Source organism: Halonotius aquaticus (assembly GCF_003605575.1).
Taxonomy (GTDB): Archaea; Halobacteriota; Halobacteria; order Halobacteriales; family Haloferacaceae; genus Halonotius; species Halonotius aquaticus.
This window is the reverse complement of sequence record NZ_QKNY01000013.1, coordinates 184,021-196,295: the sequence shown is the minus strand read 5'-3', so window position 1 is coordinate 196,295 and position 12,275 is coordinate 184,021. Positions and strand designations below refer to the sequence as shown.

General features: G+C 61.3%; 15 protein-coding genes and 1 tRNA gene. 8 read left to right on the top strand and 8 right to left on the bottom strand.

The features are described 5' to 3' along the window. From DM826_RS09235 to DM826_RS09225, 3 genes are all read left to right on the top strand, one after another. Positions 1-612: FGGY-family carbohydrate kinase (locus DM826_RS09235; RefSeq protein ID WP_267899974.1), on the top strand; the 612-nt coding region annotated here is incomplete at its 5' end. 74 nt (positions 613-686) lie between these two features. Beyond that, positions 687-962: a ubiquitin-like small modifier protein 1 gene (locus DM826_RS09230; RefSeq protein ID WP_120103103.1), complete on the top strand. Its 276-nt coding sequence runs from the start codon at positions 687-689 to the stop codon at positions 960-962. A 59-nt stretch (positions 963-1,021) separates the two neighbouring features. Then, complete coding sequence (locus DM826_RS09225) at positions 1,022-1,552, top strand: DUF5817 domain-containing protein (RefSeq protein WP_120103102.1); 531 nt, start codon at positions 1,022-1,024, stop codon at positions 1,550-1,552. A 30-nt stretch (positions 1,553-1,582) separates the two neighbouring features. On the opposite strand, the gene hmgA is transcribed toward DM826_RS09225, so the two are convergent. Beyond that, a complete protein-coding gene (gene hmgA / locus DM826_RS09220) occupies positions 1,583-2,809 on the bottom strand; it encodes a hydroxymethylglutaryl-CoA reductase (NADPH) (RefSeq protein ID WP_120103101.1) in 1,227 nt (408 codons plus the stop codon). Between the two features lie 75 nt (positions 2,810-2,884). Beyond that, the gene (locus tag DM826_RS09215; RefSeq protein WP_120103100.1) at positions 2,885-3,859 is read right to left on the bottom strand and encodes an alpha/beta hydrolase; all 975 of its coding nucleotides are present in this window, start codon (positions 3,857-3,859) and stop codon (positions 2,885-2,887) included. A gap of 137 nt (positions 3,860-3,996) precedes the next feature. Between DM826_RS09215 and DM826_RS09210 the strand changes: the two genes are divergently transcribed. Genes DM826_RS09210 through DM826_RS09195 form a run of 4 tightly spaced genes read left to right on the top strand, consistent with a single transcriptional unit; the run spans position 3,997 to position 8,060 of the window. Then, entirely contained in the window at positions 3,997-5,358 is a 1,362-nt protein-coding gene (locus DM826_RS09210; RefSeq protein WP_205738827.1) for a glycosyltransferase, read from the top strand. Positions 5,359-5,401: 43 nt separating this feature from the next. Continuing rightward, positions 5,402-6,109 carry a DUF1405 domain-containing protein gene (locus DM826_RS09205; protein ID WP_120103098.1) on the top strand — a complete coding sequence of 236 codons (708 nt, stop codon included), beginning with the start codon at positions 5,402-5,404 and terminating at the stop codon, positions 6,107-6,109. A 48-nt stretch (positions 6,110-6,157) separates the two neighbouring features. After that, entirely contained in the window at positions 6,158-7,207 is a 1,050-nt protein-coding gene (locus DM826_RS09200; RefSeq protein ID WP_120103097.1) for an NAD(P)/FAD-dependent oxidoreductase, read from the top strand. 49 nt (positions 7,208-7,256) lie between these two features. Continuing rightward, complete coding sequence (locus DM826_RS09195; protein WP_120103096.1) at positions 7,257-8,060, top strand: CehA/McbA family metallohydrolase; 804 nt, start codon at positions 7,257-7,259, stop codon at positions 8,058-8,060. Positions 8,061-8,069: 9 nt separating this feature from the next. Here DM826_RS09195 and DM826_RS09190 read toward each other — a convergent pair whose 3' ends face one another. The 3 genes from DM826_RS09190 to DM826_RS09180 all read right to left on the bottom strand — a co-directional run bounded on the left by DM826_RS09190 (position 8,070) and on the right by DM826_RS09180 (position 9,295). Next, entirely contained in the window at positions 8,070-8,444 is a 375-nt protein-coding gene (locus DM826_RS09190) for a response regulator transcription factor (protein WP_120103095.1), read from the bottom strand. 79 nt (positions 8,445-8,523) lie between these two features. Then, positions 8,524-9,003, bottom strand: a complete 480-nt coding sequence (locus DM826_RS09185) for a hypothetical protein (RefSeq protein ID WP_120103094.1) — start codon at positions 9,001-9,003, stop codon at positions 8,524-8,526. A gap of 219 nt (positions 9,004-9,222) precedes the next feature. Beyond that, positions 9,223-9,295 (bottom strand) — tRNA-His (locus tag DM826_RS09180). 132 nt (positions 9,296-9,427) lie between these two features. On the opposite strand from DM826_RS09180, the gene DM826_RS09175 reads away from it, so the two are divergent. Beyond that, the gene (locus DM826_RS09175) at positions 9,428-9,880 is read left to right on the top strand and encodes a DUF5814 domain-containing protein (RefSeq protein ID WP_120103093.1); all 453 of its coding nucleotides are present in this window, start codon (positions 9,428-9,430) and stop codon (positions 9,878-9,880) included. 1 nt (position 9,881) lies between these two features. On the opposite strand, the gene DM826_RS09170 is transcribed toward DM826_RS09175, so the two are convergent. The 3 genes from DM826_RS09170 to DM826_RS09160 all read right to left on the bottom strand — a co-directional run bounded on the left by DM826_RS09170 (position 9,882) and on the right by DM826_RS09160 (position 12,074). After that, positions 9,882-10,307 (bottom strand): ribbon-helix-helix protein, CopG family, encoded by a 426-nt coding sequence (locus tag DM826_RS09170; RefSeq protein WP_120103092.1) that lies wholly within the window; start codon positions 10,305-10,307, stop codon positions 9,882-9,884. Between the two features lie 137 nt (positions 10,308-10,444). Continuing rightward, positions 10,445-11,143: an RPA family protein gene (locus DM826_RS09165; protein ID WP_120103091.1), complete on the bottom strand. Its 699-nt coding sequence runs from the start codon at positions 11,141-11,143 to the stop codon at positions 10,445-10,447. A gap of 1 nt (position 11,144) precedes the next feature. Then, positions 11,145-12,074, bottom strand: a complete 930-nt coding sequence (locus tag DM826_RS09160; RefSeq protein ID WP_120103110.1) for a replication factor A — start codon at positions 12,072-12,074, stop codon at positions 11,145-11,147. Between the last annotated feature and the right edge of the window lie 201 nt (positions 12,075-12,275).

The following is a 12,275-nucleotide window of genomic DNA, read 5'->3' as shown; positions in this document are numbered from 1 at the left end:
GACGTGCAGTACGCCCTCGAAGGCTCGATCTTCATTACCGGTGCCGCGATCGAGTGGCTCGAAGACATGACGCTCATCGAGGACGCTGCCGAGTCCGAAGAACTCGCACGCAGCGTCGACTCGACTGACGGCGTCTATGTCGTCCCAGCATTCACTGGTCTCGGTGCCCCCCACTGGGATCAGCGCGCACGCGGGACGATCGTCGGCATGACCCGTGGTACCCGACGCGAACACATCGTTCGCGCCACGCTCGAATCCATCGCCTACCAGACCAAAGACGTCGCCGAAGCGATGGTGTCGGATGCGGACATCGACCTGTCGAGTCTGCGTGTCGACGGTGGTGCGGTCAAAAACAACTTCCTCTGTCAGCTCCAGTCGAACATCATCGGCACGGAGATCGTCCGCCCGGTCGTCGACGAGACGACCGCCCTGGGCGCGGCCTACGCCGCCGGCCTCGCAGTCGGCTACTGGGACACGGTTGACGAACTCCGCGACAACTGGCAGGTCGACCGACGCTTCCCCGTCGACGAGGACGCCGACATCGAAGTCAACTACGACCGCTGGAAAGACGCCGTCGAACGGTCTGAAGACTGGGCACGAGACGAAGAGTAAGCCGTCCCAAGCTTCGTTATTTTTTGCTGCGGTGTCGACGAAACGCTCATACAGCAGCGCGCTGACAGTCGGGTATGCGCTGGAAGCTGTTTGCGGATCTCGCCGAACGCGCCGGCGACGACGAGATCAACGTCTCCGTCGACGACAGCGAACCGACCGCCGGTGATGCGCTCGACGCGCTGTTGGCCGAGTATCCCCAGTTAGCGGATCGGGTGTTCACAGCCGACGGTGACCTCGAATCCCATCTCAATCTGCTGCGGAACGGCGAGAACGTCAGCGACACCGGCCTCGCCACGCCCGTCAGCGACGACGACGAACTCGCGTTGTTTCCGCCGGTCAGCGGTGGGTAACCGAACGCTGCCGCACCGCGACCCACAAACTCAACACGGTACACCGAGACGACCATCATATGTACGCGGTCGTTGGCTGCAACAACTGCAGTATGCTGTGGCTCCTTACTGATCCTGACAGTGCTGACTCCGCGACGTGCCCCCGATGTGAGCGGACGCACCAAACCAGCAAGCTGAAACGGTTGTTCGAATCCGAGGATCGATCGGCGGCCAGAGAGGCCCGATCAGCGTTGCTGGCGAAAAAACAGGGCGATTCCGAAGCCTTCGCCGATGTCGCGCATGTTTCAGAGCTTGAACAGCAGGCCGAGGACGCCGGCATCGACGACCGCGAATATCTGGAGGCGTCTGGGATCGATGCCGACAGCGTCGCTGCCGTAGGTGAGACGACACGGGAGACAGCGGGATCGCACGACGAGATCGTTCGGGAAGCCGTCCGGGAGGCTGGCGGCGAGGATCGACCGACAGAACGCGAGATCGTCGACTACGCCGCTGATCGTGGCGTGCCGGCAGAGAAAGCGAGCAACCTCCTCGAAAAACTCTGTCGGGTGGGTGACGCCTCAGAAAGTCGCGGTCGGTATCGACTGCTGTAACTCGCGGCGGCGACCGGCAGCACCTCGCCGTCAGCGACCCAACGATTCGTGGGCACTCGACAGATGCCGCGAACCGAGCGCGGCGAGCAGGGAGAGTTCGCCCGCCAGCGCGCCGACCGCAATCGCCTCCGCCAGCGCGTCTGCGTTGCTTCCTGCGGGGTCGCCACCGCCGCCGACGCCGAGGATGTCGAGGGCTTCCGACTGCGTTGGGAGCTTCGTGCCGCCGCCGACGGTGCCGACTTCGAGACTCGCCAGCGAAACGGAGATATAGAGGTCGCCGTCGTCGGTCTCTTCGGCTGTCGTGATCGCGTTCGCCCCCTCGACAACCTGGGCTTCGTCCTGGCCGGTCGCCAGGAACATCGCCGCGACCGGGTTGGCGACGTGGGCGTTGAATCCGAGCGCGCCGGCTTTCGCGGAGCCGAGGAGATTCTTCCGGGTATTGATCTCGGCGATGGCTTCGGGCGTGGTATCAAGGGTTTCGACGACGACCTCGCTCGGGACGACGACATCCGCGGTCACCGAGCGGCCGCGGCCCTCGACCGCGTTGATCGCTGCTGGCTTCTTGTCCGTACAGAGATTCCCCGACAGCGCGACCAGGGAGGCGGCGGTTTCGGATTCAACTACCTCGCAGGCGGCCTTCGTGGCGATGGTAACCATGTTCATCCCCATCGCGTCCTTCGTGTCGTACTGGAACCGGAGATAGACGTTGTTACCGACGACGTAGGGTGTCACGTCCTGTAGCTCGCCGTGGTTCGTCGTCTCCTCGGCGGCCTCACGGAGCGCGGCTTCGTTGTCCCGAACCCACTCGACGAGCGCGAGGGCTTCGGCTACGTCGGTGACGCTGAACACCGGCGCGCGCGTCATCCCAGCTTTCGTCACGCGGGCGGTCGCACCGCCGGCCTTGTTGATGACTGAGCAACCGCGGTTGACGGAAGCCAACAGCGCGCCCTCGGTCGTCGCCAGCGGGAGGTAGCGTTCGTCGTCGAGTGCGGCCCCGTTGATATCGACCGGGCCGACGACGCCCAGCGGCACCTGTACGGTGCCGATCATATTCTCGATGTTTGGTTCGGCGACCGCCGCCGGGAAGCCGTAGTCGCCGATGGCCTCACAGTCGGCGTCGGCAGCGGTTTCAACGACCTGCCGGCGGACGGCGGCAGCGGTGTCGGAATCAGTGTGGTCAGTCAGTTGGTGGAGGCGAATCTCGCCAGCGTCAACACGCTCGACGAGGTCGGCCACGCGGTCGGCGTCTGCGGTCATAGGGAGGTCTGCGGGCGGCGGTTGCTAAGGGTTGTCGGTTGTCGCTGTCGACGGCGACAGCCGGTCACCGCACGATCACTGCCGGTGGTCGACTGTCGCCCGGAGGAAGGTGAGTTGGTGACCGACAACTGTCTCGAAGTCCGCATCGAAGACGCTCATATGGTCGGCCGGGAGTTCGATATACGTCGATTCCGGGATGCGGTCGGCCGCGGCTTCGGGGCCTTCGGCGGGAACGATCTGATCCCGACTGCCTCCAATAACGAGCGTGGGACAGCGAATTTCGTCGGCGGTCGTGATCGGTCGATACGAGGACAGTGCGAGGAAGATACGGGCCGGCAACCGATTGACCCAATCGGAATCGCGGTCGACGGCATCGAGGATCGCCCGCTTTGCGCCCGGAGCGGAAAGCACCGCGAACTCGCCGGGGTCGTCAACGAGTCGTACCTCGTGTCCTCGACCGATCTTTGCGCCGACCGCATCCCGCAAGCCAGCCACCGTCGATTGCAGGAGTCGTTTTGACTGTCGCAACGAGCGGCGGAGTTCCTGCCGGCCATCAACGAAGGGGGCCGTTGCGATCACCCCGGCGACCCGAAAGTCGTCGGCAGCGACCGAGAGGACGTGACCACCGGAAAAGGAGTAGCCCCAGAGGACGAGGCGATTGCTGTCGACAGCGTCGGTGTCAATCATCGCTTCGATCGCAGCCTCGTAGTCGGCGATCTGTTTCTGTGGGTCGGCGAGCCCCCGTGGCTCACCCTCACTGTCACCGTGATGGCGGAAATCAAAGACGAAGGCAGCGAAGCCAGCAGCCGCAAACCGCTCGGCGACCGCGGGGAGGACGAAGGATCGCCACATGCCGAGCCCAGGTGCCATCACCACAACCGGTGGCGTGTCGGTCTCAGCAGGCAGGTACAGCGTCCCGACACAGGTCTCGCCGTCGCTGTCGAACTCGATGGTACGGATCGAGTACGCTTCCCGCGTTGGGCGGCGAAGCGACTGCTGGGCTCGTGCGTTCGGGCGTCTCCGACCACGGGAACGGGCTGACTCGCTCATGGGGCCTCCAACTGTGGGAGTGCTGTGGCTGTCATACATCTCATCTGTCGGCTGGGAACTAAACCGTTGACCCTGAAATGAACACAAAACTGATCGACAGTCTCGACTGTGGATGCCTCCCATGCCAAATGTTGGATATGATCGACGCTACGGGTCGTTTTCGAGGGCTTTTACTTGATAGCGACAGCACTATCGATCACTACCCCGCTATGAGAGCCCATCTCCAACGTGCGTTTGAAACGATTGGGTGGGCCGGAACCGCCCTGCTGTTGGTGCTTTTCGGCCTCTATCAGGGGATCCAACAGCAGGTGCTCACCGTCGAGCTGCTGTGGCTCTCCCTCGAAATCGTCTGGCTCGATGCCATCTCGGCCAGCCTCGTCTTTACCGGCTTTCTCCTGTTTAGCGGGCTGTTGTTAATCCACGAAGTCTCGACGCCTGCGACCAATGTCGCCGAACTCACCGACGGCCCGAAGCTGACGGCGATTATTCCGGTCTATCGAGACGCGAATGTCCTCCATCGGAGCGTCGACAGCCTGCGAGCGTCGACCTACGAGAATCGTGAGATCGTTATCGCCTGCGAACCCGACGACGAAGCGACGATCACGGCTGCCAGATCCATGACCGACGATACCGTGTCGGTGATGATCAACGAGCATCCGGGCTCGAAAGCCGGCGCGATCCAAACAGTCGTTGAACGGGCCGAAAGCGACGCCTTCGCCGTCTTCGACGCCGACGAGGTCGTTGACGACTCGTTCCTTGCCAGCGGCATGGGCGCACTCCACATCGAGGGCCACGACGTATTCCAGGGTCGTCGCATCCCCGAGCCAACCGGCTTTGTCGAGACGTTGGCCTACTGTGAGCGCGTGACGTTCCACGCCAGCTACAAACTGGTTGAGTTGACCGGGTTCCGCAACTGCCGGAGTTCGTCGACGGTCTTTACCCGAGAAGCGTACGAAACAGTCGGCGGCTACGACGATCTGCTGACCGAAGACCTCGCTTTCGCCCACAAATGCTACCGCCATGATCTGTCGGTACGACAGGCCAGAAACTACACCAGCCTGATGGAAGCCCCACACACGCTCACGGACTTCTGGGGACAGCGCAAGCGATGGCGCATTGGACAGGTCGAAGTGCTGCATGCGACGCTGATGGGGCGGCTCACCGACGGCATTCGACACCGCCGCTGGATCTCGATGTCGCGGATGATTACGAGCATCGGCGGCAGCATCTTCCTGTTGGTGTTGCTCTCGAAGCTCTCGGTGTTGGTCTTGTTCGATGCCACGCTGTTTTATCTACTCCCGATTTTCGCGACCGCGCTTATCGCCGCCGGCGTCGGCTGGACGGACACCCGAGCCGGCGACATCGACTCGGTTGTCTCGATTACGCTCATCGCACCGTTTGTCTACCCGGTGTTTGGCGTCCTCATGCTCAAATCAATCCTTGAGTACGCCGTCAGCTGGGACGGCACGTGGTACCACGTCGAGAAAACCGGTGCCTGAGCGGCATCGCGTCACTTATTGAACTCGCCGTCGCACCGCCGGTATGTCCCGGCTGCTGCGTGATCGACAGTCACTGCCCGCTCGTGATGATCTGCCGTGGTGGCTGTCGCCGGTGCCAGCCACCCTAGAGAATCTCGGCTTCCGGCTCGTCTGGCTGATTGTCGCCATCAACCTCGCGGGCACCGCCTTTGGGTTCTGGTACTACCGCGCCCAATTCGCCGCGACGCCCACAGAAATGTGGCTCTTTGTTCCTGACAGCCCGATGGCAACGCTATTTATCGCGGGTGCGTTCGCGCTGTGGGCTGTTGGGCGAGCCAACGACACGCTGACGACGTTGGCCTTTTTTGGCAACATCAAACTCGGCTTGTGGACGCCGTGGGTGTTGGTTGTCTTCGCCGAGGAGTTCCTCGCGTTCACACCGCTCCCGCTGTATGCCTTCCTCCTCGTCAGCCATCTCGCCATGGTCGTCCAAGCGTTCGTCCTCCACCGAATAACCGACTTTCCGGTTCGGGCGGTCAGCCCCGCGGTACTGTGGTACACAGTCGACCTCACGGTTGACTACTTTATCCCCATTGTCGGTGAGCCACACCATACAGCGATCCCGCTGGCCCGCGAGACACCGATTGCGCTGGAGGCAACGGCGTTTCAACTGGCGGGGTGGGCTGCGGTCGTCCTGACGGTACTGCCGCTGTTTTGGGCGTTGGCAACGCGGGTTCGGAAGCTGAAAGCGGGGGATTCATTCGATCACTGAAACGGCACCCGGCGAGAGGTTTTACCGGCTGGCGCGCTATCGATCTGTATGTCCACAGACGACGAGAGTCGCCTCTGTATCGTGGGTGCCGGACTCGCCGCGGCAGGGATGGCCGACGCACTCAGCGACGAGCCGGTGTCGGTTACGGCACTCGAAAAGAGCCGCGGCGTCGGCGGCCGCGCCGCGACCCGTCGCCGAGACGGCTGCCGATACGACCACGGCGCGAACTATATCAAAGACAGCGACGAGCGAACCCGTGAGCTGCTGACGTCGCTTGGGGCCGACGGCCTCGTCGACATCGACGCACCGGTGTGGCCCTTCGACGGCGAGGGCACGATCTCGGAAAGTCAGCGGCCAGAATCCCACAAATGGACGTGGGAGGTCGGGATCACCCAACTCGCCAAGCGACTGTTTGGCCGAACGGATGCTGACATCAGGAAAGAAACTCGTGTCGACGAACTCGAAGAAGGCCAGTCAGGCTGGACGATCAGTGATACCGATGGCGCGACACACGGCCCGTTCGACGCCGTCGTGTTGACTCCGCCAGCCCCACAGACGGCCGACCTCCTGCGGGCGACCGAACTCGTCGATGGCGACGGCGACCTCGCGGCAGCTACCGACGCTGTCGATCAGGTGCCGTATCGGACGATTCGGTCGCTCATGCTGCACTACCCCTTCGAGATCGATCGCCCATACTATGCCTTGGTCAACGACGACCGCGACCACGACATTGGCTGGCTGGCCCGGGAATCCTGCAAACCCGGCCACATACCGGACGGCGAGGAACTACTGGTCGTCCAGATGGCGCCCGACTGGTCGACAGCAAACTACGATAAGCCGGTCGACGACGCCGCAAGCGAGGTTGCTGCGAAGGCCGCCCGGCTCCTCGATGACGACCGCCTCACGGAACCGAACTGGGTCGACGATCAGGGCTGGCGATATGCTCTCCCGGATGCTGGCGTCGACAGCGAAGCCGTCGAGCCGCTGGAGGCACACGGTCTCTATGTCGCCGGCGACTGGGTTGTCGGCGAGCCACGGGCTCACGAGGCCCTGTGGTGTGGCGTCGACGTTGGCAAGCGGCTGGCGGCGACGGTGTGATCGACGCCGAGTGCCGAGCTTTTTGTTCGTGTAGGGCGTTCTGAATCGTATGTCAACCCTCCAGCTCGATTTTCACGTCCACTCGGAGGGCTCCTACGACGGCCACGAGCCGGTCGACCTCATCCTCGAACACGCCGCCGACATCGGGCTCGACGGCGTCGTCATCACCGACCACGACGTGATCCACGAATCCAAACGTGCGGCCGCTCTCGCAGCTGACTACGGACTTATCGGGATCCCCGGCGTCGAGGTGTCAACCGCCCACGGCCACCTGCTTGCGATCGGCGTCGATGAGATGCCGCCACGCCGTGCGCCGTACGATGAAACGGTCGCGTGGATCCGCGACCACGGCGGCGTCGCCATCGTCCCGCATCCCTTCCAGCGAACGCGCCACGGCGTCCGCAAGAAGAACATCCCCGATGTGGACGCGATCGAGACGTTCAACGCTTGGCTGTTTACCGGCTACAAGAACCAACGCGCTCGGCGGTACGCCGAGGCCTACGGCTACCCGACTGTCGCCGCCAGCGACGCCCACACGCTGCCGTACGTCGGGCGAGCGTACACAGAGATCACGATCCCGGAAGTCGACCGCGAGGCGGTTACACGCGGGGATGTGCTCACGGCGATCCGCAACGGCTCAACGGCGGTGCAGGGACGACGGGCGCCGGTGCCGATGGCGGCCAAACATTACGCGATCGGTGCAGCCAGAAAAAGCGGCTACTACGCGAAGGCAGGCACACTACAGACGGCTTCCTATGCCAGATTTGGGACACTCAAGAGCGGGTCACTCCTCAGAACAGGCGTCGAAAAGGGCCTCGCGGGGATGGAAAAACTGGTTGCAGCACTGCGATAACGAGGTGGATTAGCGGGTCACCGGGAAATCAAGTACATCGTCGAACTCCTCACGGAGGGCTTCGGTGTCGACTGGTTTTGTCACATAGCCGTCAGCACCGGCGCGGGCAGCCTCTCGCATCTTCTCGTTTTGGGAGACGCTTGTCACCATCACAATCGTCGTTTCTGGGGAGCGAGATTTGATTCGGCGGAGAGATTCGATGCCATTGAGCTCCGGCATCATGATATCCATGGTGATGACATCCGGGCGCTTCGCTTCAAACACCTCGATGGCTTCCTTCCCGTTTTTCGCCGTCCCGACGACATCAAACCAGTTCCCGATCGTATTCGAGACGATATTTCGCTGAAACGAGGAGTCATCGACGACGATCGCCCGCTGGGTCATAGCGGTACGTTACTGGGCGACTATATAATGGTTGCTCATCATATTTTGGTAGTGGATAGTACTGGTTTCGGTGTCCATCTCAGCCTTCGTGCGATCGCAGCTGGAACGAAAACGTCGAGCCGTCAAGGTGCCAGTCACGGAGAAATCGGCCGAGTACCCACAACCCGGCAATAAATGAAATACCGTAGAGATACTGCAGTTCCCACGGCTCTTGAAACAGAGCGCGTTCCACAGCGATCGTATCTGTGGATTGTAATTTCCCGTGGACACCGGCTCCGGCCCCAACTGACGCGTCACCGACTGGCTCGCCAGTTAGGGTAAATCGAATAGCTTCACCACGCGATCCGCTTTTGATCACAACAGGGTCAGTTGCAACGACAGTTCCCCACACCGTCACCGTGTCACCGACGATGGCATCACCATCAGTTGCGATAGCCTCCGGGCCGGGATATCGCCCGTCTGACGCATTTGGCACAAGCGTGCCATGCCACACTGAGAGGCCGGCCAACAGCCCAACGAGGAGTGCGACGGCGAGCAGTCGGCGGCCGCGAGGCGTCATTGAATCAGTATGTCGACAGCAGACTCAAAGCTATTGGGATCACAAATTAGAGCAGGAAATTCTAAGGGCGAGAATCGAACCTCGCTCGTTCCGCTCGGTATCGTTCACTCCACTCCCTGCTTCGATTCTCTTTCGTTGAACGTTCTCCTCACAGCGTTCTGTTCGCGGTGCTCCATACGGAGCACACGCTCACAAGGAGAGAAGTTCGGAGACAGAAAGGTCCAGGGGCGAGAATCGAACCCGCGTCTCAGCCTCCACAAGGCTGAAGGATAGTCCACTACCCTACCCCGGACACGCATCCCATCGTATTCCGTTCGGGAAGATATACGTTACGACTCGGGGACTCCGCGGGAACGCCTGCCATCCAACCGCTGGCCGCCGAACGCGACGCTTTTGTCGTCGCCGCCGTTACGGGCAGGTAGCTGTGGCCATCACGGACAAGATCTACGTCAAAAACCATCGCCAACTCGCCTCGCAGTTGGACACCAGTTTCCCGAAAAGCGCGTTTGCCGGGGCAACGCTTGATATGCTGTTTACCGGCGATAGTCTCGCCAAACTCGACAGCACGACTCGTGATCGCGTCCTCGATTTCTCGGAGGATTTCCTCGATTGTAGCTGCGAGTCTCATCCCTACTGTGGCTGTGCCGAACGGAAGTTTATCGACTACCTGCTGGAGCTTCGCGCGCAGGGATTCGGGCCCGACGCCATCGTCGATGTAATGGGCGACGACTACATGCTGTATGCGTACTCAGGGGATATCCTCTCATTTCTCGACCAGTCAGTCCGCACACTGGAGGCTGCCGAGGCACTCGCCGACATCGAGAACACAGGCCGGAGCGAAGCAATTCGCACCGCAAAACGAGATCTGACAGGGTAACTTACCCGAGTCGGAAGGTCGGTTCGTCTTCCTCACCCGTGTCGACCTCTGAATCGAGATCTTCCAGCCGGACGACCTCCTCTTCGTCTTCGGTTTGCTCATCAAGCCGGTCGTGGAGATACGTCACGTACTGTTTGTGCTCTTCGAGCTGTTCGCGGAGGTGGTCGGCCTCAAGTTCGAGCCGTTCGTGTTCGCGGACGAAGCTTTTCGGTACCTCAACTTTCGGCGGGAACGCATCGGTGTCGTCGGCGTCGTCGATCCGCGCTTCGGGGACGACCTCGACTTGGCCATCGTGGGCGACGAGGGTTTCGACGTACTCCCGGAAGACGGCCGACAGCGAGATGTCACGCTGTTCGGCGATCTCCCGCAGTTTCTCGAAGGAATCCTCGTTGACACGGAAGGAAATGGTCTTGTTTTTGTTTCCCATGGTGTGCGCTCAGTTGTCCACATATGGCGGGCGCAAATACTTAATGATTCGTCAGACGCGACACAAACATGGTGTGTCGACGCGGAATCTCCGATAAAACGGCGGTAAAAACGGATCGCTAACAGCTGCGAGGACAGTTACGGTTGCGGGCTCGGGTCAGCCGTATCGACGGCGTCGCCCTCAGCGTCATCGTCGGTCGCATCCGCAGTATCACCGTCGCTGTCGGCAGCCACATCCGCATCGAGTTCATCCGTTGTTTCGAGACTTTCCAGCCCTTCGACGACGGTCTCAGTGTATTTTGCGACAGCATCGCCGTACTCATCGCCCGCCATGCGGGCGTACTCGTTGCCAGCCGCATCGAAGGCGTCGATCCGGTCGAGTGTTCGGTCGGCGGTTTCGACAACCCACTGATCCCGGGTTGCGGCGTCAACCTCGGTGATTGACTCGGGACGAACGGAGACGTTGATATCGCCGTCGTCAGTTTCGTAGGTGCGGGGCTTGCCGACGACCGCAACGTAAGCCGGTGGTTCAAGCTCCCGCAACGCGCTTGCGGCGTCGGGCTGATACTGACCGGCGTAGACGAAGAACGTCCCCGTCGGATCGACGATCCGGCCGCGCCAGTACTCGTTGTCTTCGCCGACATCCTCGGTTTCGGTGAGGGTGCCGACGACGAAGATCCGGTTGGCGCGCTCGCCGGTCGGCAACAGCAGATACACCGGCGCGCGGTCGTCGTCGCTTTCCTTGAATGTGTAGCTGGCGTCGTTGAACTCGGCGGCGAACACACGCTGTGCGACCTCGCGGCTGACAGACTCGGATTCGGATTCGGATTCGCTCATCTTAGATCGACCTCGCTTTGATCAGGACACGTTCGGCATCTGCTGGCCCGTCGTGTTGTTCGAACTCGTTTGCGAGCACGTAGCGGCCGAGTGTCGGCCCCGTGACGGTGTAATACCGGCCGAGGATATCGGCACGCATCTCGTCGGCAACAACCGTCGTATCGAGGGCATCCTTGGCAAGCTGTTTGGCTTCCTCTAGCTCAATACCGGTTAGCTCCTCGGTCGCCTCGCGGTTGAAGATCACGTCTTGTACCGTCTGGCCGTCATCAAGCACGGCTTTGATGCGGAGGTCGAACTCGCCGTCGACCTCACCGTGTTCGGCACACCGGCCGTTCTGGAGAACGCGGGTACAGTCGTCCTCGGGACAACGTTTGATCAGCCCGCTGCCAGACTGGACGTCGACCAACGCACCCTCGATCGTCTCGCTGTTGTCGCCGACCTCGATTTCCTCGTCGATCTCGGTGATCGTCGTCGTGCGGTTGAGTTTGACGGAATAGGTGCCCTCGTACTCGTCGGTGACGACATTCGAGAGCTCGTAACTCTGGCCTTCCGCCAGTTTCTCCAGTTCGGAGGTCTTGAACGCGACGAACTTGATCGTCCCCGATTCGTCGCCCAGCAAACCGACCTGGGAGATGGAGTCGCTGCGGGGATCCCAGAGGTCGACCAGTTTGACGCGGAGGTCGACCCACTGCTCGTCTTGGTCGATCTCGTTAACCAGCACCTGGTCGCTGCCGCCCTGGCTGATCTCATCGCGTTCGATACCGGCCTCTTCGAGGTAGCTGTTTCTGACGCTCCGCGTGGCCTCATCAAGGGGGACTTGGTACTCCTCGACAAGCTGTTGGAGCTTGGATTCGACCTCGTCTTCGGTCACGTCGACGTGGTCTGAGAACTGTTCCGCAATCTCGGCTGCGTGTGTTCGCAATTCGGTCATAGTGGTTGCCTCCGCGGTGTTTTCAATGGGAGACATACGTCGGTTGGTGCCGCATCGTATAAAAGATATGGGGAGCAAACTGAAAGTGAAATCCGACAACAAGCGTCAGGATTGAACGATATCGCGTCAGACATTTTCAGTGACACTGGGGTGACTCAAGCCAAGGAACGCCACCAGCAACGAGCCTATACCGACTGCCGT

What these genes read in the sequence shown, in the direction of transcription:
- DM826_RS09205 (WP_120103098.1), top strand. Translation starts at nt 5,402, where the DNA reads ATGTCCCGGCTGCTGCGTGATCGACAGTCACTGCCCGCTCGTGATGAT.
- DM826_RS09185 (WP_120103094.1), bottom strand. Translation starts at nt 9,003, where the DNA reads ATGACGCCTCGCGGCCGCCGACTGCTCGCCGTCGCACTCCTCGTTGGG.
- DM826_RS09210 (WP_205738827.1), top strand. Translation starts at nt 3,997, where the DNA reads ATGATCGACGCTACGGGTCGTTTTCGAGGGCTTTTACTTGATAGCGAC.
- DM826_RS09200 (WP_120103097.1), top strand. Translation starts at nt 6,158, where the DNA reads ATGTCCACAGACGACGAGAGTCGCCTCTGTATCGTGGGTGCCGGACTC.
- DM826_RS09230 (WP_120103103.1), top strand. Translation starts at nt 687, where the DNA reads ATGCGCTGGAAGCTGTTTGCGGATCTCGCCGAACGCGCCGGCGACGAC.
- DM826_RS09170 (WP_120103092.1), bottom strand. Translation starts at nt 10,307, where the DNA reads ATGGGAAACAAAAACAAGACCATTTCCTTCCGTGTCAACGAGGATTCC.
- DM826_RS09195 (WP_120103096.1), top strand. Translation starts at nt 7,257, where the DNA reads ATGTCAACCCTCCAGCTCGATTTTCACGTCCACTCGGAGGGCTCCTAC.
- DM826_RS09165 (WP_120103091.1), bottom strand. Translation starts at nt 11,143, where the DNA reads ATGAGCGAATCCGAATCCGAATCCGAGTCTGTCAGCCGCGAGGTCGCA.
- hmgA (WP_120103101.1), bottom strand. Translation starts at nt 2,809, where the DNA reads ATGACCGCAGACGCCGACCGCGTGGCCGACCTCGTCGAGCGTGTTGAC.
- DM826_RS09225 (WP_120103102.1), top strand. Translation starts at nt 1,022, where the DNA reads ATGTACGCGGTCGTTGGCTGCAACAACTGCAGTATGCTGTGGCTCCTT.
- DM826_RS09190 (WP_120103095.1), bottom strand. Translation starts at nt 8,444, where the DNA reads ATGACCCAGCGGGCGATCGTCGTCGATGACTCCTCGTTTCAGCGAAAT.
- DM826_RS09160 (WP_120103110.1), bottom strand. Translation starts at nt 12,074, where the DNA reads ATGACCGAATTGCGAACACACGCAGCCGAGATTGCGGAACAGTTCTCA.
- DM826_RS09215 (WP_120103100.1), bottom strand. Translation starts at nt 3,859, where the DNA reads ATGAGCGAGTCAGCCCGTTCCCGTGGTCGGAGACGCCCGAACGCACGA.